The 24556-nt window shown below is 39.2% G+C and carries 22 protein-coding genes; 18 read left to right on the top strand and 4 right to left on the bottom strand.

The genetic code is table 11. The features are described from left to right. Positions 1-16: 16 nt before the first annotated feature. A complete protein-coding gene (locus WH223_RS02120; RefSeq protein ID WP_340045875.1) occupies positions 17-346 on the bottom strand; it encodes a DUF493 domain-containing protein in 330 nt (109 codons plus the stop codon). Positions 347-439: 93 nt separating this feature from the next. After that, a complete protein-coding gene (locus WH223_RS02115) occupies positions 440-2677 on the bottom strand; it encodes a GH92 family glycosyl hydrolase (RefSeq protein ID WP_340045874.1) in 2238 nt (745 codons plus the stop codon). 154 nt (positions 2678-2831) lie between these two features. On the opposite strand from WH223_RS02115, the gene WH223_RS02110 reads away from it, so the two are divergent. Then, entirely contained in the window at positions 2832-3833 is a 1002-nt protein-coding gene (locus WH223_RS02110; RefSeq protein ID WP_340045873.1) for a LacI family DNA-binding transcriptional regulator, read from the top strand. Here the strand turns inward: WH223_RS02110 and WH223_RS02105 are convergent. After that, complete coding sequence (locus WH223_RS02105) at positions 3808-4197, bottom strand: methionine-R-sulfoxide reductase (RefSeq protein WP_340045872.1); 390 nt, start codon at positions 4195-4197, stop codon at positions 3808-3810. The genes WH223_RS02110 and WH223_RS02105 overlap by 26 nt on opposite strands. A 399-nt stretch (positions 4198-4596) precedes the next feature. Here WH223_RS02105 and WH223_RS02100 point away from each other — a divergent pair, with 399 nt between their 5' ends. The 17 genes from WH223_RS02100 to WH223_RS02020 all read left to right on the top strand — a co-directional run bounded on the left by WH223_RS02100 (position 4597) and on the right by WH223_RS02020 (position 22784). Further along, entirely contained in the window at positions 4597-5877 is a 1281-nt protein-coding gene (locus WH223_RS02100) for a c-type cytochrome (RefSeq protein ID WP_340045871.1), read from the top strand. A gap of 38 nt (positions 5878-5915) precedes the next feature. After that, a complete protein-coding gene (locus tag WH223_RS02095) occupies positions 5916-8927 on the top strand; it encodes a TAT-variant-translocated molybdopterin oxidoreductase (protein WP_340045870.1) in 3012 nt (1003 codons plus the stop codon). Between the two features lie 27 nt (positions 8928-8954). Further along, on the top strand, positions 8955-10436 hold the full coding sequence (gene nrfD / locus WH223_RS02090; RefSeq protein WP_340045869.1) for an NrfD/PsrC family molybdoenzyme membrane anchor subunit: 1482 nt from the start codon (positions 8955-8957) through the stop codon (positions 10434-10436). Positions 10437-10441: 5 nt separating this feature from the next. After that, a complete protein-coding gene (locus tag WH223_RS02085; RefSeq protein WP_340045868.1) occupies positions 10442-10978 on the top strand; it encodes a DUF3341 domain-containing protein in 537 nt (178 codons plus the stop codon). After that, the gene (locus WH223_RS02080; protein ID WP_340045867.1) at positions 10950-11600 is read left to right on the top strand and encodes a c-type cytochrome; all 651 of its coding nucleotides are present in this window, start codon (positions 10950-10952) and stop codon (positions 11598-11600) included. The genes WH223_RS02085 and WH223_RS02080 overlap by 29 nt, the downstream gene beginning before the upstream one ends. A 19-nt stretch (positions 11601-11619) precedes the next feature. Then, positions 11620-12855 (top strand): quinol:cytochrome C oxidoreductase, encoded by a 1236-nt coding sequence (locus tag WH223_RS02075; RefSeq protein ID WP_340045866.1) that lies wholly within the window; start codon positions 11620-11622, stop codon positions 12853-12855. A 42-nt stretch (positions 12856-12897) separates the two neighbouring features. Then, positions 12898-14217, top strand: a complete 1320-nt coding sequence (locus WH223_RS02070) for a cytochrome c oxidase subunit II (protein WP_340045865.1) — start codon at positions 12898-12900, stop codon at positions 14215-14217. Between the two features lie 27 nt (positions 14218-14244). Next, a complete protein-coding gene (locus tag WH223_RS02065; protein WP_340045864.1) occupies positions 14245-16119 on the top strand; it encodes a cytochrome c oxidase subunit I in 1875 nt (624 codons plus the stop codon). A gap of 50 nt (positions 16120-16169) precedes the next feature. Then, positions 16170-17213 carry a COX15/CtaA family protein gene (locus WH223_RS02060; protein ID WP_340045863.1) on the top strand — a complete coding sequence of 348 codons (1044 nt, stop codon included), beginning with the start codon at positions 16170-16172 and terminating at the stop codon, positions 17211-17213. 70 nt (positions 17214-17283) lie between these two features. After that, positions 17284-18192 carry a heme o synthase gene (gene cyoE, locus WH223_RS02055; protein WP_340045862.1) on the top strand — a complete coding sequence of 303 codons (909 nt, stop codon included), beginning with the start codon at positions 17284-17286 and terminating at the stop codon, positions 18190-18192. Then, positions 18192-18776: a cytochrome c oxidase subunit 3 gene (locus WH223_RS02050; protein WP_340045861.1), complete on the top strand. Its 585-nt coding sequence runs from the start codon at positions 18192-18194 to the stop codon at positions 18774-18776. The genes cyoE and WH223_RS02050 overlap by 1 nt, the downstream gene beginning before the upstream one ends. 9 nt (positions 18777-18785) lie before the next feature. Further along, complete coding sequence (locus tag WH223_RS02045) at positions 18786-19523, top strand: cytochrome c oxidase subunit 3 (protein WP_340045860.1); 738 nt, start codon at positions 18786-18788, stop codon at positions 19521-19523. A 33-nt stretch (positions 19524-19556) separates the two neighbouring features. Continuing rightward, the gene (locus WH223_RS02040; protein WP_340045859.1) at positions 19557-19937 is read left to right on the top strand and encodes a cytochrome C oxidase subunit IV family protein; all 381 of its coding nucleotides are present in this window, start codon (positions 19557-19559) and stop codon (positions 19935-19937) included. A gap of 19 nt (positions 19938-19956) precedes the next feature. After that, complete coding sequence (locus WH223_RS02035; protein WP_340045858.1) at positions 19957-20676, top strand: SCO family protein; 720 nt, start codon at positions 19957-19959, stop codon at positions 20674-20676. A gap of 1 nt (position 20677) precedes the next feature. Next, the gene (locus tag WH223_RS02030) at positions 20678-21223 is read left to right on the top strand and encodes a DUF420 domain-containing protein (RefSeq protein ID WP_340045857.1); all 546 of its coding nucleotides are present in this window, start codon (positions 20678-20680) and stop codon (positions 21221-21223) included. Positions 21224-21231: 8 nt separating this feature from the next. Beyond that, the gene (locus tag WH223_RS02025) at positions 21232-21696 is read left to right on the top strand and encodes an ABC transporter ATPase (protein WP_340045856.1); all 465 of its coding nucleotides are present in this window, start codon (positions 21232-21234) and stop codon (positions 21694-21696) included. Between the two features lie 407 nt (positions 21697-22103). After that, positions 22104-22784, top strand: coding sequence for a hypothetical protein (locus WH223_RS02020; protein ID WP_340045855.1), 681 nt, complete (start codon positions 22104-22106; stop codon positions 22782-22784). Positions 22785-22841: 57 nt separating this feature from the next. Here WH223_RS02020 and pckA read toward each other — a convergent pair whose 3' ends face one another. Beyond that, positions 22842-24446 carry a phosphoenolpyruvate carboxykinase (ATP) gene (gene pckA, locus WH223_RS02015; RefSeq protein ID WP_340045854.1) on the bottom strand — a complete coding sequence of 535 codons (1605 nt, stop codon included), beginning with the start codon at positions 24444-24446 and terminating at the stop codon, positions 22842-22844. Positions 24447-24556 lie beyond the last annotated feature (110 nt).

The following is a 24556-nucleotide window of genomic DNA, read 5'->3' as shown; positions in this document are numbered from 1 at the left end:
TTTGACAGCCTTTTTTTTATAACATAATAACGGATTCGATTTTCGAAACCTCTTTATAGTAATTGATGACCTCCTCCGCATTTGTCACGAAAGTTTCTACGGTGATGGATTTGTATTTACCCCCTGAAGATTCTTTCTCTGCAAATTTAGTGCTCGGATGTACAAAGATTGTTTTAACCTGTTCAATTTTGTCGGCATCTGCCTTTAAAATAAATTTGAAGGTATATAATGCTGGAAATTGCTCTACGCTATTTAATTTCTCACGGAAGTTATCATAGAAGTCCTGTGGCGTATTGCTATTGTCTCCTAAGTCTTGTACGTTGATTTTGTTGTTGAAATCTGTCATTTTTAATTCTCCTTATAGGAAAAACATATCAATAAGTATACCCAAAAATAAAAGCGACTCTTTGTCGCTTTTATTTTATTGTTACTATCGGTATTAGTTTTCCATTGAGGTAGGCCAACTGTCTTTTGTTTTACCAAAATTTTTGTTCGGCTTACTGTCCATTTGGAAAATTAACTCACCACCTTGCAACATCTGCTGGTGTGTGATATATGTTTTTGTATACGGTTTACCGTTTAAGGTAACAGCCTTAATGTATACGTTCTTTTTACTGTTGTTATTAGCGCTTATGGTGAATGTTTTGCCATTAGGCATGGTGATCGTCGATTTGTCTAAGCTAGGGCTTCCAAACACATATTCACCACCTACAGGCGACACAGGGTAGAGACCCATCATTGACCATACTGCCCAAGCACTCATCTGTCCAGCATCTTCATTTCCGGCGTAGCCGTCAGGACGATCGTGGTACATAGAGTCAACAATCATACGAATCTTCTCTTGTGTTTTCCAGGCTTCACCAATGTAGCTATACATATAAGCTATATGATGACTAGGTTCGTTTCCATGTGCATATTGGCCAATAAAGCCACTAGCATCTGGAGATTGGTTTTCTCCCGTCATGTAAGAAGGTGCGGCAAATAGTTTATCTAACATTTTGCTTAAGCCATCTTTTTGTGGGAAAAGCTTCGCTAAGCCTCTGATATCGTGAGGAACAAAGAAAGAATGTTGCCAAGCATTTCCTTCGATATATTGGCTTTTATCGAAATCATGCTCCGAGTAGAATGGGTCAAACGGCTCTACAAACTTTCCGTTTTTGTATTTAGCGCGCATAAAGCCCGATTTAGGGTCAAAATGGTGCGTATAGCTTTTTGCTCTTTTAGTGAATAAAGCGTAATCTTCTGTTTTTCCTAGTTTTTTAGCCACCAACGAGATGCAGTAATCATCGAAAGCATACTCTAATGTTTTGGTAACACTACCACCGTTTACGTCTTGTGGTACATAGCCGTATTCAATGTAAGCAGGAACTTCACGGATGCGCTGAAATGCAGAGTTGCGCATCGCTTGGTAGGCACGTTCATAATCAACACCTGGCCAATCTTTAAGGATAGCATCTGCGATAACAGGGATAGCATGGTAGCCCGTCATTGTATTTGTTTCAGCAGTGCTTAAATCCCATACTGGAAGCAAACCGTTTTCATCATGAAAAGCAAGCATGCTATTTAAGAAGTCAGCATGTTTTTCTGGTTGCGTAATGGTAAATAAAGGTTTTAATGCGCGGAAGGTGTCCCATAACGAGAAGAACGTGTAACGTTGACCGTTGTTAGGCATTTGTTTTAATTCGTCTTTCGCATTTCTATATTGTCCGTCAGCGTCAGAGTATAGGGTAGGAGCTACCGTAGTGTGGTAAAGAGCCGAGTAAAATACTGTTTTTAAACGGTCGTCGTTAGATTCTACTTTAATCTTTCCAAGTTCTTTTTCCCATACTTGAGCTGCCGCTAAGCGTGTTTGCTCAAAGTTCCATCCTGGTATTTCTTGTAGTGCTAATAAGGCTTTCTCCGTGCCACTCATCGATAAGGCTACTTTAACTTCGATTTGATCACTTGGCTTGAAGCCTAGTTGTGCAATAAGGCCTGTTGTTGTAATCTCCTGCACTTCTTTATCGCTCGCTGCTACCTCGGTAAAGCTGGTGAAAGGCTTAGAGGTTTGAATAGCGAAGAAAACTTGTTGCTTGCTTGCCCATCCTGTAGATTCACGAACACCAACGAGCGTGTTTTCGTTAATTTTCTTTAAGAATGTTCTAGTAGGTTTATCCCAGTTGTATTGGTGCTTTAAGTCTATGCGTACAACAGGTGTTTGTGTATTCGCGGGGAAAGTGTATCTGTGGTAGCCAACTCTTTCAGTCGTTGTAAGCTCTACGTTAATACCGTTTTCGAATTTTACTTGATAATATCCAGGAGTTGCTTTTTCGTTGCTACGCGTGAACTTCTGTTTAATTGCTGCTCTTGGGTTTGTGCTTTTTTGCAACATAGGCATCAAGGCGATATCTAACCAGTCGCCAATTCCAGTACCACTCAAGTGCAGGTGGCTAAAGCCAGCGATGCTATCTGAAGAGATATGGTAACCACTTACCCAGTCCCAACCACTCACACCATTGTCTGGTGATAGTTGAACCATTCCGAAGGGAAGTGTCGATCCCGGGAATGTATGGCCGTGGCCGCCCGTTCCAATTAACGGGTCAACATATTTTGTTAATTGTTGCGCTTGACTTTGTGAAACATATAGGCCTAGCCCTAGTATCAACATGCTTGTGCGTATGCGTAATTTGTTTATCATAATTTGCTATTTGCAGATTCAGATATAATGATACGAAAAAAAGCTTATTCTTTCAATAAAACCTTTTAGCAGCAGATGATTTTAGCAGATTTTTACTATTTGCTAAAATTTTTTAGTAGCTTAGTAGCACTGTATCTAACCATATATTGACATTATGAAGAAAAGAATTTTGATTAGCGATATTGCGAAAGCATTGGGAATCTCGGTAACAACTGTTTCTTTTATCTTAAACGATAAAGCGAAAGAGAAGCGTATCAGTGAGGCGTTAACGAAGCGTGTGTTGGATTATGTGGGGAAAGTTGGTTATAAGCCAAATCAGTTAGCTAAGAGTTTGCGTACAGGGCAGACCAAGATTCTAGGTTTGCTTGTTGAGGATATTGCGAATCCTTTTTTTGCTAATGTGGCTAAGTATATAGAGCAGCAAGTATATGAAGCGGGCTACCATATTATCTATTGTAGTATGGATAATGATGAACACAAAGCAAAAGAGTTAATTCAACTATTTTTAGATCGTCAGGTTGATGGTTTTATTATTACACCGTCTGAAGGTTTAGAAGAAACGATTGCTAGCATTAAACAAAGTAATATTCCTGTTGTGCTTTTTGACCGTTTTCTTCCAACGGTAGATACCAGCTATGTAGTGTCTGATAATAAGAAAGGTGCTTATGATGCTACGAAGCATTTGCTGAGTGAAGGTAATAAGCGGATAGGCCTCATTTCTCTTTATTCTGGTCAGACGCAGATGCGTGATCGTTTGGATGGATACATGCAGGCTATGGATGAGTTTCAAATACAGTCTTTCATTCGTAAGGTGAAGGTTGACGATGGGGAAGCAGATACATCACAGGAGCAGATTTTAGAGTTTATTCAAGATAATAATTTGGATGCTGTATTATTTGCTACAAATTATTTAGCCATTACAGGATTGAAGGCTTTGAAAGGGAAGCATGTGAAGCTACCTAAGATGGTCGCGTTTGATGATCATACCTTATTTCAGTTTCATGACCCTACAATCAGTGTGGTGTCTCAGGATATTGAACAATTAACGTCTGCTTTAATTCAAACGTTAATTGCTGAGATTGGCGGTACCTTAAAGCAAACGCGTAAAAAAGTAATTCCTTGCGAATTGATTATTCGGGATTCTTCACTTGCGTAGCCGATACAAATTTCATAGATAATGAATTTACACAATGTCTCGTGTTTTTGGAGGTGAAGCCTTCGCCTTCGAAAACATGGCCCAGGTGTGCATCGCAGTTTGCGCATAGAATTTCTGTACGTCGCCCATCGGCATCCGTCTCTCTATGTACAGCTCCTTTTATTTCATCGTCGAAACTTGGCCATCCGCAATGAGACTCAAATTTGTCGGCCGATTGGTATAGTGAGCTGTCACATCGCTTACAGATGTATGTTCCTGCTTCTTTGTTGTTCAACAGAGCTCCGGTAAAAGCTCTTTCTGTTCCTTTGTGAAGTATGATGTATTCTTCTTCGGCGGTAAGGCTGTTGTAGGTGTTGTCGTTCATGCTGTTCTTATTTATTTGTCTACTTCTTCTTTCGAGAATTGTACTTGTCTTGAAATAGATTAGTTAAACTAAACTTTTATTCGACAATTTTGTTTTTCGTGAAGCTGTTACAAAGATAATGAATTGTGTGTAGGGGAGGCTTTGGAGAAAGTCAATAGCGTTAAAAAAAATAATTTGAGGAGGTATATAGTTTCCTCTGCAATTTTCCTAAAAAAGGGGCTTGCAAGTATATTCTGAGGGGTTATTTAGAATCGTTTTAAATTGATAATTTGAGTCATTAAATTGTCACTGATTGCTTAAATAGTTATACTTTTGTGCATTGATTAGTGGGATTAAACCCTCTAATCAATACATTTTAAAAGTTATTACATCATAAATAAATAGTATAAAGTGCTAAATATGAGAAATATCTCATCCGTTTTGGGAAGACTTGCAAAGACAATATCAGTCGGAATGATGTTGTTGTTTGCCGTTACAATGTCGCATGCGCAGGATGTCAAAGAAGGACAGGCGCTCTTCAAGTCGAAATGTACCAGCTGTCACGCTGTACAGAAAAAGTTGGTAGGACCTGCTTTGGCGGGGATGACCGAGAGACACTCTGAAGAGTGGTTAATCAAGTGGGTTCATAACTCACAAGCATTGATCGCTTCTGGAGACGCTACTGCAAAAGCGCTTTTTGAGGAGTACAATAAGTCGGTGATGACTTCATTCACTGATTTATCAGAAGATCAAATTAAAAACATCATCGCTTACGTGAAAGATGAAGAAGCAAAAGCTGCTGCTGGCCCTGCTGCCGGTGATCCTGCTGCTGGAGCTGCGAAATCTGAAGACGCAAACTTGTTGATGATTTTTGGTTTGGTAGCTATCGTTGTTTTGGCGATTGTTGTTATCGTAGTGTTAAACCGTGTTATTCGCACTTTAGAGAAGGTGATTGCGAATAATCAGGCAGCTATCGAAGCAGCACAAGCTAGAAACGAAGAGCACAAAGAAAACAAAACTGCGAAGTTTGCGAAGGCATTCTTGAAAAACAAGAAGCTTGTTGGTTTTGCAGTATTAATGGTTGTTGCCTTTGTCGCGGTGCTTGGTTGGAATACCATGTGGAATATTGGTGTACATAAAGGATATGAGCCGGTTCAGCCGATCAAATTCTCTCACCAGATTCACGCAGGTGTTAACCAGATTGAATGTCAGTACTGTCACGGTGGTGCATTCAAATCTAAAAATGCATCTATTCCTTCGGCTAACGTGTGTATGAACTGTCACAACACGATTACAGGTTCAGATCATTACGATGGAGAGCTTTCGCCAGAAATTGCGAAAATCTACAAAGCGTTGGATTACAACCCAGATACACGTCAATATGGAAATAATCCAAGACCTATTCAGTGGGTTCGTGTACACAATTTACCTGACTTCGCTTACTTCAACCACTCACAGCACGTTGTAGTTGCTGGTGTTGAATGTCAAACATGTCACGGTCCAGTTGAGAAAATGGAAGAGATTTACCAATATTCTCCTTTAACAATGAAATGGTGTATTGATTGTCACCGTGAGACAGCAGTAAATGCTGATAACGCTTACTATGATCAATTAATTTCTGCACACGAGAAATTGAAAAAAGGTGAGAAGATGACAGCTGCCATGATTGGTGGTTTGGAGTGTGGTAAATGTCACTATTAATAATTAATTTGAAATACGCAATCTTATATACAGCTTAAATGGATAGCAATAAAAAATATTGGAAAGGTTTGGAAGAATTGCAACAAACGCCTGCTTTCGTTGAAAGTAGTAAGGGTGAGTTTGCCGAATCTATTCCTGTAGAAGATGTATTAAATGAAGCCGGCCTGAGTACGAAGACACCTCGTCGTGACTTCTTAAAAGCTTTAGGTTTCGGATTAGGGGCTGTTACTTTAGCAGCGTGTAACCGTACACCTGTACATAAAGCAGTTCCTTATGTTATCAAGCCAGAAGAGGTAACTCCTGGTATTCCTAACTACTATGCATCGTCATTCAACGGTCAGAGTGTGTTGGTAAGAACACGTGAAGGTCGTCCTATTTCCTTGACAGCAAACCCTAATTCTGTTGGTTTGACACAAGGTACAGATGCAACAACAGCTGCATCAGTATTAGATTTATACGATATGTCTAAATTGCAAAACCCACAGTTGGGTGGCAAAGACGTAGAGTGGTCTAAATTGGATAGTACTGTAATCGCCGCTTTAGATAAAGCTGCTGCTGCAGGAAAACAGATCACACTTGTTTCTAGTACAGTAAATGGTCCTTCAACGTTGGCAGCTATCGCTAAGCTTGCTGCGAAGTACCCTACAACAAAACACGTTCAAGTAGATGCTGTATCTTACAGTGGTATCATCGAGGCAAACAAAGCTAGCTTCGGTAAAGCAGTAGTTCCTACTTACCATTTCGATAAAGCACAAGTTGTTGTTTCTGTTGCTGCTGATTTCTTAGGAACTTGGTTAGCAGGTGAGGAGCACACACAAGATTATATCACAAACCGTGATCACAAATCGTTGAAAAACGGTAAAATGTCACGTCACATCCAGTTTGAGTCAGGCTTAAGCATGACAGGTTCAAATGCCGATGTGCGTATTGCAATCAAACCTTCAGAAGAAGGTGCTGTTTTAATCTCGTTATACAACGCAATCACAGGTCAATCATTGGCTGGTGGCGTAAGCAACAAGAAAGCGCAAACAGCGATTACTTTAGCAGCGAAAGAATTAGTAAACGCTAAAGGTAGTACTTTAGTAGTTGCAGGTTCTAACGATGTAAACATCCAATTGTTAACAAACGCGATCAACAGTGCATTAGGTGCTTACGGAGCGATTATCGATTTCGATAACTTCTCTAAACAACACCAAGGTTCTGATGCTGCTTTCCAACAATTTGTTGCTGATGCAGCAGCTGGTAAAGTAGGTGTAGCATTCTTCTTAAACAGCAACCCTGTTTATGATTACTTCAAAGCTGATGATGTTAAGGCAGCTTTAGCAAAAGTAGACTTCACGTTATCTTTTGCTGACCGTGCTGATGAGACAGCTTCTGAATTGAAAGCTATCGCGCCTAACTGTACATTCTTCGAAGCTTGGGGCGACGCTTCAGCAACAGAAGGATACTACACTGTTATTCAACCAACAATCAACCCTGTGTTCAATACGCGTCAAGCAGAGCAGAGTTTATTAGTTTGGGCTGGTGACAACACAAACATTTACGATTTCGTAAAACAAAACTGGGAAGCTAACATCTTAGCTGGAACAGGTAAATCATGGAATGATTTATTACAAACAGGTTTTGTTTTCAAAGGATCAAAATCAGGTTCAGCTGCTTCAGCTAGCGTTGACGTAAACGCGGTTGCTTCGGCTATCGTTTCTGCATCAAAAGCTATCGCTGGTGAAGTTGAATTGAAATTATACGAATCTACGGTAATCCGCGATGGTCGCTACGCGAACAACGCTTACTTACAAGAGTTGCCTGATCCAGTATCTAAAGTAACTTGGGATAACTATGCTGCTATCAACCCTAAATTTGCTGAAGAGCTAGGTTTAGGTGAGAATGGTAAAGTTGTTGTAGAGGCAAACGGTTACTCTTTAGAGTTGCCAGTTGTTCTTCAGCCAGGACAAGCGTTAGGTACAGTTTCTATCGCTGTAGGTTACGGTCGTACAAAAGTAGGTAAGGCTGGTAACAACGTAGGTAAAAATGCTTTCCCATTTGCGCGTTTAGTGAATGGTACTGTTCAATTCGCATCTAAAGCTACAGTTGCTAAAGCTTCTGGAACTTACGAATTAGCACAAACACAAACACACCATACTATTGAAGGTCGTAATATCATTCGCGAAACTACTTTTGCGAAGTATAAAAAAGATCCGACATCAGAGTCTGGCCGTTTCTCAGATACCCATAAGACATACGATTTATGGAATAAATTTGAGTCTCCAGGTCACAAGTGGGTGATGGCAATTGATTTAAATGCATGTACAGGTTGTGGATCTTGTATCGTAGCTTGTAATGTTGAGAATAATATTCCAGTAGTAGGTCGTGACGAGGTTCGTCGTCGTCGTGAGATGCACTGGTTACGTATTGACCGTTACTACACCATCGAATCAGGTGATGAGAAGTTAACGAAAGAGAAAGAAATCGCTCGCGCAGAAGGTTTAGACTACGAAGATGTAACGGTAGTTCACCAACCAATGTTGTGTCAGCACTGTGATCACGCTCCTTGTGAGACGGTATGTCCAGTATTAGCGACTGTTCACTCTTCGGAAGGTCTTAACCACATGGCTTACAACCGTTGTTTCGGTACACGTTACTGTGCAAACAACTGTCCATACAAAGTACGTCGTTTCAACTGGTTTAACTACTGGAATGATTCACGCTTTGACAATTACTTGAACAACGAGTTTACACAATTAGTATTGAATCCAGATGTTACTACACGTTCACGTGGGGTAATGGAGAAATGTTCAATGTGTATTCAACGTATCCAAGGTGGAAAGTTGAAAGCGAAGATGGAAAACCGCAAGTTGAAAGATGGCGATGTTAAAATGGCATGTCAAGAAGCTTGTTCGGCAAATGCAATCATCTTTGGAGATGTGAACGATCCAGAATCAGAAGTTTCAAAAGCGCTGCGTAATGAACGTGTTTACTATGTGTTAGAAGAAATTAATGTTCAACCGAACATTGGTTACATGACCAAAGTTAGAAACACTTTTGAAGCGTAATTTATTCTAATTTGAAATAAAAAAACTATGTCATCGCATAACGAATCAATATTAAGAGAACCTTTAATAACCGGCAAGAACATCACTTACGCCAAAGTGACGGACGATATTTTATTGCCGGTTGAAAATAAACCAAACAAAGCTTGGTGGATCGGTTTTACCGTTGCCGTATTAGGAGCTATGTTATGGGTTGTGAGTGTTGGATACACCTTTTGGACAGGTATCGGCGCTTGGGGTCTGAACAAAACTGTAGGTTGGGCTTGGGATATCACCGACTTTGTATGGTGGGTAGGTATCGGTCACGCCGGAACGTTAATTTCAGCCGTATTATTATTATTCCGTCAAAACTGGCGGAACTCCATTAACCGCTCGGCCGAGGCGATGACTATCTTCGCTGTAATCTGTGCTGCTACCTACGTTGTAGCTCACATGGGTCGTCCTTGGTTGGCGTACTGGATTTTCCCACTTCCAAATCAATTTGGTTCTTTGTGGGTAAACTTTAACTCTCCATTAGTATGGGATGCGTTCGCGATCTCTACTTACTTTACCGTTTCCTTAGTGTTCTGGTACTGTGGATTGTTACCAGATATCGCAACTGTACGTGACCGTGCTACGGGTATTAAACAAAAAATTTACGGGGTTTTATCTTTTGGATGGAACGGTTCTGTAAAGACTTGGCAACGTTTTGAGATCGTTTCCTTGATCTTAGCAGGTATATCTACACCATTAGTACTTTCTGTACACACGATTGTATCTATGGACTTTGCAACATCCGTTATTCCTGGATGGCACACGACAATCTTCCCGCCATATTTCGTAGCGGGTGCGATTTTCTCTGGTTTCGCGATGGTACAAACCTTATTGTTGATTTTACGTAAAGTAATGAACTTTGAGGACTACATCACGATGTTCCACATCGAGTCTATGAACAAGATCATCATGGTAACAGGATCTATCGTAGGGGTAGCTTACTTAACAGAGTTATTTATCGCCTGGTATTCGGGTTCAGAGTACGAGATGTACGCTTTCGAAAACCGTATTGCAGGTCCTTACGCTTGGGCTTACTGGGCGATGATGACATGTAACGTTATCTCTCCACAGTTATTCTGGTTCAAGAAGATCCGTACAAGTATTCCAATTTCATGGGTATTGTCGATCATCGTAAACATCGGTATGTGGTTTGAGCGTTTCGTAATTATCGTTACTTCTTTACACCGCGATTACTTGCCATCATCATGGGCAATGTTCTACCCTACATGGGTTGACGTAGGTATCTTCATCGGATCAATTGGTTTATTCTTTACCTTGTTCCTATTGTTCTTACGTTTCTTACCAGGTATCGCGATTGCAGAGGTGAAATTATTATTGAAATCATCTAGCTTACAACATAAAACTAAGTTGATTAAGGAAGGTGCTTTCCCTGCAGAGCAAGTTGAGCATTTCGCTAATTCATTAAAGAAATACGATACGGTATCACAAGAAGAAATTAACGCATTAAAACAAAAATAATAGCAATGAGCAACACAAAATATATATTAGGTAGTTTTGCTGATCCTGATGATATGATGCATGGGATTGATAAATTGCAAGCAAACAATATCAGCATATATGATTGTTTTACACCTATGCCTATCCACGGAATCGAGGCTAAGCTTGGGGTGAGACCATCACGCTTACCAATTGCAGCTTTTGTTTTTGGTGCGCTAGGTACATGTTTAGGTTTTAGCTTGTTGTATTTTACAATGGCATATGATTGGCCAATGAATGTTGGTGGTAAGCCTTCATTACCGTTGCCGAACTTTGTTCCGGTAACCTTTGAGGTAACCATTCTATTATGTGCATTAGGTATGGTAGCGACTTTCTTTTTTCGCAATCACTTATTTCCAGGACGTACCCCTAGGGTAATGGATTTAAGAGCCTCTGATGATCGTTTCATCATCGCGGTAGACGCGAAAGAAAACGGCGATCATACATTAGTAGAGTCTTTGTTGAAAGAAGCAGGTGCTGTAGAAGTTAAATACAATGAAAGAAAATATGTTAGCTATGAATAAGAAGAGTTTTCTTGGAACTGTATGTGCTGCTTTCGCTTTGGCGGCAGTAGTTTCTAGCTGTGGAGATGGAAAGACGCGGAGTACAGGCTGGGAATTCTCCAGAAATATGTATGATCCAATCGCATACAATCCGGATCAACCAAACAACAATTTTAAAAATAAAATAACTGCTCAACTTCCTCCAGCAGGTACTAATCCTATTGGTTTCGAGCGTTTCGCTTTCGCAAACACATTGGAAGAGTATGAACGTGCTGGACGTGAGTGGAAGAACCCTTTAGAAGTTAATAAAGTTAACCTTGCAAAAGGAGACGCTTTATTCCACACCTACTGTGCTGTTTGTCACGGTAAAGATGGTAAAGGTGATGGTCCAATTACAAAAGATAGAACGGTAGAAGATTCACGTGGAAAACGTCCATTAGAAAACTTCCCTACGCCGCCATCTTATCATAAATCGGATGCAGCAAATTCTTCACGTGGAGGTTTGATGAGTGACTTAACAGATGGTAAGATTTATCATACTATCTATTACGGACATAACAGTATGGGATCGCATGCTTCACAATTGTCTCCAGAAGAGCGTTGGCAAGTTGTTATGTATGTTCATGAATTACAAAAAAAATAATTTAACATCAATATAATAAATGGGAACTCACAATCATCATCACGATTATAATTTCGGCGAGAAATTTCAATTCGCGGGTATCGGAAAGATACTTAGTCTTGTTGGAATTGCGGTAGGAGTTATAGCAATTGTTATAGGCCTAATGTCCAGCGACCATATTATGGTTGAACGTACATACGCTAACCTATTATTGATGGGTTATTATTTCACTTGCGTATGTGCTGCAGGTGCTTTCTTTGTAGCACTTCAAATGGTTACGCAATCAGGTTGGTCTGCCGGCTTGATTCGTATTCCGCAGGCAATGGCTAGTGTTCTTCCTATCGCTGCAATAATCTTATTAGTTATTGTAGGAATGGGTTTGACTACGCATAATTTATATCATCACTGGAACGCGGACGGTCTTACAGATCCTAATTCGCCCCACTATGATCAATTAGTAGCAGGTAAGTCTGCTTTCTTAAACGTACCTGGATTCTTGATTCGTCAAGTAATCTTCATGGGTACTTACAGTATCTTTGCTGTAATTTTTGCCAAATTATCTTATAAAGAAGATTTAGAAGGTGGATTAAACTCTTACAAAAAGACGTTCAAGCTTTCCGCTATCTTCTTAGTTATCTTTGGTTTTACAACACCTATTTGGTCTTTCGATACCATCATGTCTTTAGAGGCACACTGGTTCTCTACCATGTTCGGTTGGTACAACTTCGCAGCAATGTGGGTTAGTGGTATTTCTACTATCGTTGTTATCTTAATCTTGGTTAGAAAAGCTGGTTACATGGCTTGGGTTAACGAAAACCACCTACATGACTTAGGTAAATTGATGTTCGGATTTTCTATTTTCTGGACCTATGTTTGGTTTGCTCAATTTATGTTGATTTGGTATTCTAATATTCCGGAAGAAACAGTGTATTTTTACAAAAGATGGGAACCAGAATATAAACCTTGGTTTTGGTTAAACATCATCATCAACTTCTTAGCACCGTTGTTGTTATTAGTTGACCGTGATGCTAAACGTAAAGAAGGAATTATGTTGTTCGTTGCTATACTTTTATTGTGTGGTCACTGGTTAGATTACTATATCATGATCATGCCAGGTACAGTTGAAGGACACCGTGGTTTTGGTTTCGTTGAGATTGGTACTGCTTTAGGTTTTGTTGGTTTATTCACTTTCTTAGTGATCACTAAACTTAGCAAGCACCCATTGGGACCAAAAAATCACCCTTTCTTGGACGAAAGTTTACATCATCAAATATAATTTCTAATCGTTGTAGAATACGTTTAAACGTTTTAATAAGAAATGAAATTTAACATTAATTACAGATTAAAAGCCGTGGCGGGATGCTTACTTGCTGTAGGGTTATTGTTCTCTACACCTAGTTTTGCAACGCAACAAGATTCATTAGCGAAAGACTCTACGGTTGTTGTAGCTACTGAAACAGCGGCTACAGTAGATACGGCAGCTACGGCTGCCGCTGCTACCAGCGAGACGGTTTCGGCTGCTGAAGCTACTTCCACTGTTGCAGCAACGCCTGCAGCTCAGGAAGAAGTAAAACAAATCGATCCACAAGCTTATAAGAACCTTACTTATTATGTATTGTTATTCTTGGTTATTGTAACCATTGTAGCAGTAATCTTAAAAGTTCTTTCAATCTACGAACTTACACGTCGTATGAACGGTAAGTACAATCCATTAGCTAACAATACGTTCCAAGCAGCGTTGTTGTTCATCTTCTTGGTATTGTTCTTAGCATTCGTTTACTATGGCTATGCAGTTTGGGGATCATGGGCATGGAGACCTGCTGCTACAGAGCATGGTGCACGTATTGATAGCATGTTTATCGTTACTACGGTCATCATTACTTTCGTATTGGTTGTTGTACATATCCTATTGCTTTCATTCACGTACATTTACAGAATGCGCGCGGATAGAAAAGCATATTACTTACCGCATAACGATGCTATCGAGCGTATTTGGACAATTGTTCCTGCTGTTGTGTTAACTGTATTGGTATTATTTGGTTTCTTCACATGGAGATCCATTACTAATATCCCTGAGGATTTGAAAAACTCTGCTTTACAAGTTGAAGTAATGGGTGAGCAATTCCAATGGCAAGTACGTTACCCAGGCGCAGATGGCGTTATTGGTAAACGTAACTACAAGTTGACAACACCATTAAACTCTTACGGTATTGACTTTAGTGATAAGGCAGCATGGGATGATATTCAGGCATCTGATATCGTTATCCCAGTGAACAAATCTGTTCGTTTCCATATCATCTCTAAAGATATTATTCACTCATTCTACATTCCTGACTTCCGTGTTCAAATCAATGCGGTACCAGGTATGACTAACTACTTCCAATTCACACCTACGGTAACTACCGAAGAGATGCGTGAGCGTATGAACGATCCGAAATATGATTTCGTGATGTTATGTGCTAAAATCTGTGGATCTGGTCACTGGAATATGCAGAAGAAAGTAATCGTTGTTACTGAAGCTGAATACAAAGAGTGGTTAGCGAAGCAGAACAAGTATTTTACTGAAGATTTGCAAAAGGAGTTTAGTGCTTTAGAGGCACCAGCCGCTAAAGAACTTTCTACGGCTTCATTAAATTAATTTGAGATAAGAATTTATTAAACGAATATGTCAAGTACAGTTATATCGCACAGCGCAGCGCATCATGATTCACATGATCATCATCATGAGACATTCTTAACTAAATACATATTTAGTCAAGATCATAAGATGATTGCGAAGCAATTTTTAATCACAGGTATTGTGATGGCAGTCTTCGCTATGGTGCTTTCACTCTTATTCCGTATCCAATTAGCTTGGCCGGATAAAGATTTCCCGATTTTAGAAATCTTCTTAGGCAAATGGGCTGAAGGTGGTCGTATAAAACCGGAGTTTTTCCTATCCTTGGTTACCATTCACGGTACCATGATGGTATTCTTTGTTCTTACCGCGGGTTTATCAGGTACATTTAGTAACCTTTTAATCCCGTATCAAATCGGTGCCCGAGATATGGCATCGCCTTTGATGAATATGTTGTCCTACTGGTTCTTCTTCACTGCTTGTGTGATTATGGTAGCATCTTTCTTCGTTGAAAGTGGACCAGCAGCAGCAGGTTGGACGATTTACCCGCCACTATCTGCCGTGCCAACAGCCATCTCTGGTTCTGGTTTAGGTATGACATTGTGGTTAGTATCGATGACCTTATTTATCGCTTCTCAGGTTCTTGGTGGTGTTAACTACATCAGTACGATCTTGAACATGCGTACTAAAGGTATGGATCTTTGGAGAATGCCGTTAACAGTATGGTCTTTCTTCTTAACAGCTATCGTAGGTTTATTATCCTTCCCAGTATTAGTTTCTGCGGTTGTATTATTATTCTTCGATCGTTCAGTAGGTACTTCATTCTACCTTTCTGATTTAGTTGTTCAAGGACAGATTTTACCTAACGAAGGTGGTTCACCAATTTTGTTCCAACACTTATTCTGGTTCTTAGGTCACCCTGAGGTATATATCGTTGTTATGCCTGCATTAGGTTTAACTTCTGAGGTTATCTCTACAAACTCGCGTAAACCAATCTTCGGTTACCACGCGATGGTTTACTCTTTGGTAGGTATTACTGTGTTATCGTTCATCGTATGGGGTCACCATATGTTCGTAACAGGTATGAACCCATTCTTAGGTGGTGTCTTCATGATTACAACCTTAATTATTGCGGTTCCTTCAGCAGTTAAAGCATTTAACTACATCGCTACTTTATGGAGAGGTAATATCCGTTTCACACCAGCGATGTTATTCGCTATTGGTATGGTTTCTTTCTTCGTATCGGGTGGTTTAACAGGATTATACTTAGGTAACGCAGCATTAGATATCAACTTACACGATACATACTTTGTTGTAGCCCACTTCCACTTGGTAATGGGATCTGCATCTATCTTCGGTATGTTGTGTGGTGTGTATCACTGGTACCCTAAAATGTTCGGTCGTATGATGGACACTAAATTGGGATACTTACACTTCTGGTTGACTTTCATCGGTGCATACTTAGTATTCTTCCCAATGCACTTTATGGGTATTGATGGTGTTCCTCGTCGTTACTACGCTTTCACAGCATTCCCTTTCATGGAGAAATGGGTATCTGTTAACTTGTTAGTTACTTGGGCAGCTATCGTTGCAGGTTTAGGTCAGTTGGCGTTCTTATGGAACTTTTTCTCTTCAATCTGGACCGGTAAAAAAGCTACACAAAATCCTTGGGATGCTAATACGTTAGAATGGACTACACCTGTTGAGCATATCCACGGTAACTGGCCAGGAGAAATTCCTGAAGTACACCGTTGGCCATATGACTACAGTAAACCTGGTCATGACACGGATTTCATTCCGCAACACATTCCTTTCTCTGAGACGATGAGCTCTAACTTATCGCATGATTTTGAAGGTGATGAAGAAGCTGTTCGCATTCAAGAAGAGTGGAACAAACAAAATAACAGACAAGTAGAAGGGTAGGTTTCGACCTACCTCTCTTTATACAATTGATAAAGTAGGAGAGCGGATATATGTATCCTCGTGCAGAAAAACGATTTATAAATACCAACAGACTAACCATTATTGTCCTTTTCTTGGTGATTGTGGCTGGTGGTGTAGTTAGAAGCACGGGCTCGGGAATGGGGTGTCCGGATTGGCCAAAATGTTTTAATCGTTTAGTGCCACCAACGGATGTGTCTCAATTGCCGGAAGGATATGAATCACACTACATTGAAGGAAGAGCAAAGAAGAATCAACGTTTTGCGAAAATCGTCGACTTCTTTGGTTATTCAGAAGTAGCCGATCGTATACGTCATGACGAGTCTATTTTGCAGCATGAAGAATTCAACGCAGCAAAAACTTGGACCGAGTATATTAATCGACTAGTGGGGGTGGTAGCAGGGTTCTGTCTTTTATTTACCGCGATTTACTCATTTGTATATATAAAAACTAAGCCCTCCATCGTTGTATGGAGTGTGCTTAATGTTTTTGTGGTCGTAGTTCAAGCTTGGTTAGGATCTATCGTTGTATCCACCAATTTAATGCCTTGGATTATTACCGTTCACATGTTGTTAGCGCTCTTGATTGTGGCTATAAGTATTTATACCTTTTTCAAAGCAACAACATTACGTAACAAGAATATACTCGCTAACAAAGATTTAAAAGGTCTTAAATTATTAGCCTTTGTTTCTTTAGTAGTGATGATTATACAGGTTGTGTATGGAACAGGAGTTAGAGAGACGATTGATCATTTAAATGAACAAGCAGTACCTCGCTCGGAATGGATAAACCAAATTGGGACCTATTTCAATATACACCGTGTATTAGCTTATGTGTCATTAGCAATTACAGTAGTTTTGTTTTTTCTAGTGAGACGTACGTTTCGTTCATTGACATTGCACAGTAAATATGCTTGGATTGTACTAATCTTAACTTTGATGCAAATGCTTTCGGGTATTGTGTTAGCTCGTTTTAATGTACCAGCCTTTGCGCAAACAACTCACCTGGTTGTAGCCAGTTTGTTATTCGGTGCTCAGTATTATTTGATGCTATTAATGACAAAACTACAACGTTAGTGTAAGGCAAGATGTGGACCTTTGTCAAATTGTAGTATTCATGTTGGATTTAAAAAGAGAAACGTATTAAATGAAAGAGTTTATAGCTGATTTTAAGAAATTAGTAAAGCTTAGGCTAACTTTAACAGTCGTATTTTCGGCTTCCGTAGCCTTCTTAATTGGTGCTAAGCAACAAGGTGATATCATCTGGATAAATTGGTTGATTTTAACTGTAGGTGGTTTTTTCATCACAGGATCAGCAAATGGATTCAATGAAATCATTGAGAAGGATTTGGATAAGCTGATGAAGCGTACTGCAGATAGACCTTTGCCATCGGGACGCATGACAACAGGACAGGCATTAGTGCTTAGTGTTTTCATGGGTATCTTTGGGACGATGTTATTGCTTCGCCTTAACTTCATCGCCGGTCTATTGTCGGTATTTTCAATTATCCTTTATGCTTTTATCTATACACCGTTAAAGCAGAAATCACCGATTGCTGTTTTAGTAGGTGCTTTTCCAGGAGCATTGCCACCACTTATCGGCTATTATGCAGCTTTTAAGTCGGCAGGTTTTGGATTGGAGTATGCAGCAGTAAGTGAAGCCGCTATCGTGATTACACCATTAGTACTTTTCGGCATTCAGTTTTTCTGGCAATTTCCCCACTTTTGGGCTATTGCTTGGGTAGCTGATGAAGATTACCGTAATGCTGGATTTCGCTTATTACCGTCTTTAGAAAAAGATAAGATATCGGCGTGGATGATTTTTATATATGCTGTTATCATGATTCCTGTAGGCTTTTGGCCGCTGTATTATGGTTTCGGAGGATGGATGTTCACTGTCGTTTCCTTATTGGGCGGATTGCTATTTGCGTATTACGGATATAAGCATTTGAAAATCATGACTGATGTCTCTGCAAAGAAAGTAATGTTTGTATCATTCTTTTATTTGCCATTGACGCAGCTCGTGTTATTGTTTGATTTTATTCCTTTTAAATAATGGGAAATACAGATTATATTAATGAAGATCTTCTACAATCAAGAAAAGCTAAGAAGTTTAATCTTTGGCTAGGAATGATTGGGATGTTCATGATGTTTGCCGCTCTATCAAGTGGTTTTATTGTGTACACCGCGAGTGGTGTAGATAAAGGAATTAAGACTTTATTGCCAAATACCTTTATCTATAGCACATTGATGATCGTGTTAAGTAGTATCACTATGTTTGTTGCTCACAAAGCAACAAAAGATGGTAATACCTCAAGACAGAAATTGTTCTTGCTTATCACGCTTGTGTTTGGTGTTTTGTTCTTTGTGTTTCAAGTAGATTCATGGTCCGTTTTATTCGGACGCGGTATTACTTTTGTGAACCCTAATGCTTCACAATCGTTTATCTACATCTTTACTGGTTTGCACTTAGCGCATATAATTGCGGGTTTGGTCGTGTTGGTCAGATGTTTAGTGGGAGTTTTGAGAAAAATACCACAGGCAGATAACCTATTCCGCATGGATTTAGCTAGTATTTTCTGGCATTTTCTCGATCTTTTATGGATTTATATTTATGTTTTCTTACTTTTGAATCAATAATAGTAAAAAATGAGTACAACAACTGTATCGCAATTAGATAAGGTAAAAGACGGCCCATGGAATGGTGGTAAGTCGCCTTGGAATTTAGAGTATGGAAAGATCATGATGTGGTTTTTCCTGGTATCGGATGCATTTACCTTTTCTGCATTCCTGATTTATTATGGAACGCAAAAGTTTGCACAGCCGACTTGGATTGACGCGGATAAAATCTTCCAATCTGTACCAGGTATTGCTGAATCGGGTCAACCTTTAGTATTCGTAGGTATCATGACCTTTATCTTGATTATGTCCTCCGTAACGATGGTATTGGCCGTAGATGCTGGACATAGAAATAGAAAAGACGAAGTTGTTAAGTGGATGTTATGGACCATTCTTGGTGGTTTAATGTTCTTAGGCTGTCAGGCTATTGAGTGGACTCACTTACACCATGAAGGATTTTGGTTTGGTAGAAACCCTGCTACTGGTTTAGAAGGTGATGCTATCGCGGATGCATTAAGACCTTACTTTACGAATGACATTTCGTATACTGCAGCATTACAATTCTCAAACTTGTTCTTTACCATTACTGGTTTCCACGGTTTCCACGTATCAATTGGTGTGTTATTGAATATCATCGTATTATTCATGACTTTGAACAATACATTTGAAAGACGCGGAACTTACTTAATGATTGAAAAAGTTGGTTTGTACTGGCACTTTGTAGATTTAGTTTGGGTGTTTGTATTTACATTCTTCTACTTAATCTAATTTATTTACAAGCTTTAAAAAGAATTTAACATTATGTCAAATCATAACGGAAACGTAGCTGCGCACGATCACCATGATGATCATGCGGGAATGGACAAAAAAGGTATCTGGAGAGTATTCTTTATTCTATTAGCATTAACAGCATTAGAATTCTTAATCGCTCTAGGTTTTGTTCACCACTGGGAAATCTTACATAAAGGAGCTCTTGTAAATACAATTTACATTGTTTTAACTTTAGTAAAAGCTTTCTACATCGTTGCATATTTTATGCACTTGAAATTTGAGAAATCAGGATTCATCGTATGTTGTAGTGTCGTATTTATATTTATTATCTACTTCATTGCATTGATGCTTACAGAAGGTGACTTCTTACACGGTGCAATGCAACATCACACGATTTTTCCAAACAAATAATTAATAGGAGATATTTTCTATGAGTAAATCTACTCAAGGAAGAAAATCGAAAGTCATAATCCTGGCAATGGTATTACTGTTGCCAGGATTTCTGTATATAGCGGTTAATAGATTAGGATCTAACGAGTACGTTTCCTTACCCGTTTTCGGGGAGAAAAAGCTTAGCGGCGAAATGAAACGTAATTGGGGCCGTGAATATCCAGATACCATATTCCACACACTTTCTGATATTAACTTTCTTAATCTTAAAGGAGACTCAGTTACCCTTTTAGATGTCGATACCGCGATGACCGTTGTTCATCTTTTTTACAGTAAGGATCAGTCCTTTTCCCGTTTGATGTTGGATAATATCGATGGCTTAGCTAATCGTTTTAAAGAAAACCCTTTGGTGCGATTTTATTCCATTTCTGTAGATCCTCAAGAGACGGTAGCGAGCTTACAAGCTTTCACAAAAAAATATAAACAAATTGACCAGCGCCATTGGCAAGTTGTATTCCACCCTTCGGTGAATATTTTCGATTATGCCAAGAAGGATTTGTTGATTGATGCGATGGTTGATCCATCGGATAGCACTAAGTTCTTAATCAGTAATCAATTTGTATTGATAGATTCTAAAGGTCGTATTCGTGGCTACTATGATGTAAGCCAAAAAGTCGATGTCGATAGATTAGAAGATGAAATTAAATTACAAGTGGTCGAAGAAGTACGTAATCGACCTTTAAAAATTGAAACGCACTAATATGGCAATGACCGAAGAAGAAAAAAAATATAAAAACTGGATCATCATTTTATCCGTTGTTATTCCCGTTGTAGTCGCTATTTTGTTTGGTGTAAATCTACGTAAATTGGGTTATGATGTACAGCCCTTATCTTTCCTGCCTCCAATTTATGCAGCAGTTAATGGCTTGACGGCAATCTTATTGTTTGCTGCTGTTGCAGCAATAAAGAAAGGCAATGCAAAACTGCACGAGCGTTTGATTAAGTTATGTATCGCTTGTTCCGTGGCATTCTTAGGAATGTATGTCGCCTACCACATGACATCTGATTCTACACCTTACGGTGGAGAAGGAGCTTTACGTTATGTGTATTTCTTTATCTTGATTTCGCACATCCTATTGTCTATCATTATTATTCCTTTTGTATTGATTACCTTTGTAAGAGGAATTGCTGGAGCTTATGAACGCCATAAAAAACTAGCACGTATTACGTATCCGATGTGGATGTATGTTGCTGTTACTGGCGTTATTGTATACTTAATGATTTCTCCTTATTACGTACACGCTTAATATTTAGAATGATGAAAAAGTTGTGGATTTATCAAAGTAATCGTTTCTTATCTGATGCTGAAGTAGCACACCTGTCAGAACGATTAACTTCTTTTGTACAGCAATGGTCTGCCCATGGCAATCAATTGGCTGGTTCTTTTGAAATTAAGTACAACCTTTTCGTTTGCTTGATGGTCGATGAGTCTATTGCGCATGTTACAGGTTGTTCTGTGGATAAATCAGTAAATACCTTGAAGCAATTGGCGCAAGAAGTAGGTATTGATTTGTTTGACCGCTTACAAATTGCTTATCGTGATAACGAAACAGCAACAATACAGGTCGTGCCGAGTTCCGTCTTCCAAGAGTTGATGGACGAAGGCAAAGTAAACTTAGATACCGTTGTTTTCAACAATATGTTGACGGACGCAGATGCTTTAGAAACAGCATGGGAAGTTCCCGTGAAACATAGCTGGCATGCTAAAGTATATGCTTAATCTTTAGTTAGATTAAAAATAATAATAGAAAAGAGCTCAATAATATATTGAGCTCTTTTCTATTATTATGGATTTTCTGGTTTTAACGCATCTTATACTTAGCTAGTATTATTAAAACCAATAGATTTATGCGTTTCCATCATATATTGCTGTGCATTTTCTTATTTATGATGTCCTCATCTTTTGGACAAACCCGTAAATATGTATTGCTCGGAAAAGAGTGTGATATAACAAATAGGGGATCTGAAGATTATCCCTATTGCTTAACAACTCTTTTATTAGAGACCGACTTTCTTTATAAACGTCCGCACCATGTAGAGCTATACAATTTTTTATTTCCAAAGCATATACATAAGCACGAATCCTTGGTTCTATTTTCGATACTTCCTGATTTTAAAGATGGGACTTTGTGGAAAGAAATAAAGGATACGACAATTTTGGCTGACGCCATACCTCCAATCGATTTACAGTATTTATTTACGCCTTACCTTGGTTATGTAGAAGGGATGAAACATATGCAACGCAAATTCATGAATGAATATGTATTGGTGAAAAAGGAGCAGGGCAAGTATTATTTTGCACCATATTGTTTAATGGAACTGTTTGAGTACAGAGCCATAAATCCCATTTTTAATTCATCTTACGGTGCCTTAAATCCAAGAGAAGAAATCGTTACCATTACGGACTTTATTAAAGCTTCGGAAGTAAAGGATTTCGATTTTGATGCTGTAAAGAGTTTTTATCCAGGGATGAATGAAGTTATCTACTCCGAAGGATGGCGTTCATGGAAAGAATACCTCTCTAAAAATCTTATTGTTAACGGTGAAAAGGCTTATCAATATTGGACTTTCGCGCCAGATAATCAAACACATGGCTATAGTTATGCTACGGGTATAAATCGTTTTGTTTACCTGCCAAGTAAAGGGATTATCGCAGGCTCCTATGATTTCTTCTTCCGAACCGCTTTTCCAGGTTCGTTTATGCAGGATGACTATGCAGGTGTTTCCAATGGACTATCGGCAGCTGAATGGGAACAAAATATTTTGGATGAGAAATTAATATGGGCTAAGGACTTTAAAATTGACTAATTTGTTTATTAAAAAAGCCACGCTAGCGTGGCTTTTTTATTTATGGGTAATTTTATACTATACAATAGGAGAGGCGCTGCGAATTTCAGCGTTAGCCTTGTCTGCATAGTTTTCAAAGTTTTTGATAAATAAAGAAGCCAATGCTTTAGCTTGTTTATCGTATGCCTCTTGGTCAGCCCAAGTTTTCTTAGGATCCAATAATTCTGTAGGTACATTAGCACAGCTATCTGGCATCAAGACACCGAAAATAGGATGTGCAGTGTAACTAACGTCATTTAATTCACCTTCAATAGCTGCTTGAACCATTGCTCGTGTATATTTCAAGCTAATACGGTTTCCTGTGCCAAAAGCTCCAGCAGTCCATCCCGTATTTATCAACCACACATTAACATCTGTATGCTTATCTAATTTATCACCCAATAGTTCCGCATAGCGTGTCGGGTGTAGCGGTAAGAATACTTTACCAAAACAAGCAGAGAATGTTGTTTGTGGTTCCGTAACGCCAACCTCTGTTCCTGCAACCTTAGCCGTGTAACCCGAAATAAAGTGATACATAGCTTGCGCTTTTGTTAGCTTTGAAATTGGAGGCAATACCCCAAAAGCATCACAGGTCAAGAAGAAGATGTTCTTAGGAACATTACTTATAGATACCTCTTTCGCATTTTCGATAAAATTAATCGGATAGGCAGCACGTGTATTTTCTGTAGTCGTTGTATCTGCATAATTAACCGTATTAGTGTCAGGGAAGAATTGGATATTCTCCAATAATGTCGTCTCACGAATCGCAGCAAAGATTTCAGGCTCTTTTTCCTCCGTTAGGTCTATACATTTTGCATAACAACCACCTTCAAAGTTAAATATGCTATTGTCTGTCCATCCATGTTCATCATCACCAATCAACTGACGTTTAACATCCGCTGAAAGCGTAGTCTTACCCGTGCCACTCAATCCGAAGAAAAGAGCGCTATCGCCATTGTCACCTTCATTAGCTGAACAGTGCATAGGTAATACCTGGTGTTCGTTCGGAAGGATGCAGTTTAATACAGAGAAGATACCTTTCTTCATCTCTCCAGTATAACCTGTTCCACCAATCAAAATCATTTTCTTCGTGAAATTGATAATAGAAAAGTTAGACTGGCGTGTGCCGTCTACTTCAGGATCTGCTAGAAATTCTGGAATCTGAACGATGGTCCACTCCGGACTGAAGTTCGTTAGCTCTGCCGCTGTAGGTCTCAAGAAGAGGTGGTGGCAGAATAGATTAGCCCATGGTAGCGTATTGATAACAGTAACGTTAAGACGGTAACCTGAATCGGCACCGGCGAAACATTGACGAACCCATACTTCTTTGTCTTTTAAATACTGCTCCATTTTCTGAAACAGATTATCAAAAACAGCTGTAGTTACTGGGATATTAATATCTCCCCAATCCACGACAGATCTGGTGTAATCATCTTCAACAATAAAACGGTCTTTAGGTGAGCGTCCTGTAAATTTACCCGTTTCAATACATAGTGCCCCGTGGTCACTTAATTTTCCCTGCCCGCGTTGAATAGTTTGTTCGACTAATGTTTGTGCATCTAAGTTCAAGTGAACCGTTGCTGCTAAACTGTCTAAACTATCGCTGGTGTTCAGTGGATTTGGTTGTCCCATTTCCATTACCATATCATAATTTTTTTTACTACGGCAAAGTTATGGAGAATATCAGGAGGAACAGACTCACGGATATTTTTCGTAAAGAATTGAATAAATATGTTTAAATATTATGAATTTAT

The sequence above is a fragment of the Sphingobacterium sp. MYb382 genome, from assembly GCF_037572665.1.
Lineage (GTDB): Bacteria > Bacteroidota > Bacteroidia > Sphingobacteriales > Sphingobacteriaceae > Sphingobacterium.
The sequence above is the reverse complement of the archived record's forward strand: the minus strand, read 5'-3'. Positions and strand labels throughout refer to the sequence as shown.

Excerpts from the sequence above, each read along its gene's own strand:
- WH223_RS02060 (WP_340045863.1), top strand. The coding sequence starts at position 16,170 with ATGTATCCTCGTGCAGAAAAACGATTTATAAATACCAACAGACTAACC.
- WH223_RS02035 (WP_340045858.1), top strand. The coding sequence starts at position 19,957 with ATGAGTAAATCTACTCAAGGAAGAAAATCGAAAGTCATAATCCTGGCA.
- WH223_RS02095 (WP_340045870.1), top strand. The coding sequence starts at position 5,916 with ATGGATAGCAATAAAAAATATTGGAAAGGTTTGGAAGAATTGCAACAA.
- nrfD (WP_340045869.1), top strand. The coding sequence starts at position 8,955 with ATGTCATCGCATAACGAATCAATATTAAGAGAACCTTTAATAACCGGC.
- WH223_RS02040 (WP_340045859.1), top strand. The coding sequence starts at position 19,557 with ATGTCAAATCATAACGGAAACGTAGCTGCGCACGATCACCATGATGAT.
- WH223_RS02085 (WP_340045868.1), top strand. The coding sequence starts at position 10,442 with ATGAGCAACACAAAATATATATTAGGTAGTTTTGCTGATCCTGATGAT.
- WH223_RS02050 (WP_340045861.1), top strand. The coding sequence starts at position 18,192 with ATGGGAAATACAGATTATATTAATGAAGATCTTCTACAATCAAGAAAA.
- WH223_RS02120 (WP_340045875.1), bottom strand. The coding sequence starts at position 346 with ATGACAGATTTCAACAACAAAATCAACGTACAAGACTTAGGAGACAAT.
- WH223_RS02110 (WP_340045873.1), top strand. The coding sequence starts at position 2,832 with ATGAAGAAAAGAATTTTGATTAGCGATATTGCGAAAGCATTGGGAATC.
- WH223_RS02080 (WP_340045867.1), top strand. The coding sequence starts at position 10,950 with ATGAAAGAAAATATGTTAGCTATGAATAAGAAGAGTTTTCTTGGAACT.
- WH223_RS02045 (WP_340045860.1), top strand. The coding sequence starts at position 18,786 with ATGAGTACAACAACTGTATCGCAATTAGATAAGGTAAAAGACGGCCCA.
- WH223_RS02030 (WP_340045857.1), top strand. The coding sequence starts at position 20,678 with ATGGCAATGACCGAAGAAGAAAAAAAATATAAAAACTGGATCATCATT.
- WH223_RS02115 (WP_340045874.1), bottom strand. The coding sequence starts at position 2,677 with ATGATAAACAAATTACGCATACGCACAAGCATGTTGATACTAGGGCTA.
- pckA (WP_340045854.1), bottom strand. The coding sequence starts at position 24,446 with ATGGTAATGGAAATGGGACAACCAAATCCACTGAACACCAGCGATAGT.
- WH223_RS02075 (WP_340045866.1), top strand. The coding sequence starts at position 11,620 with ATGGGAACTCACAATCATCATCACGATTATAATTTCGGCGAGAAATTT.
- cyoE (WP_340045862.1), top strand. The coding sequence starts at position 17,284 with ATGAAAGAGTTTATAGCTGATTTTAAGAAATTAGTAAAGCTTAGGCTA.
- WH223_RS02025 (WP_340045856.1), top strand. The coding sequence starts at position 21,232 with ATGATGAAAAAGTTGTGGATTTATCAAAGTAATCGTTTCTTATCTGAT.
- WH223_RS02070 (WP_340045865.1), top strand. The coding sequence starts at position 12,898 with ATGAAATTTAACATTAATTACAGATTAAAAGCCGTGGCGGGATGCTTA.
- WH223_RS02105 (WP_340045872.1), bottom strand. The coding sequence starts at position 4,197 with ATGAACGACAACACCTACAACAGCCTTACCGCCGAAGAAGAATACATC.
- WH223_RS02065 (WP_340045864.1), top strand. The coding sequence starts at position 14,245 with ATGTCAAGTACAGTTATATCGCACAGCGCAGCGCATCATGATTCACAT.
- WH223_RS02100 (WP_340045871.1), top strand. The coding sequence starts at position 4,597 with ATGAGAAATATCTCATCCGTTTTGGGAAGACTTGCAAAGACAATATCA.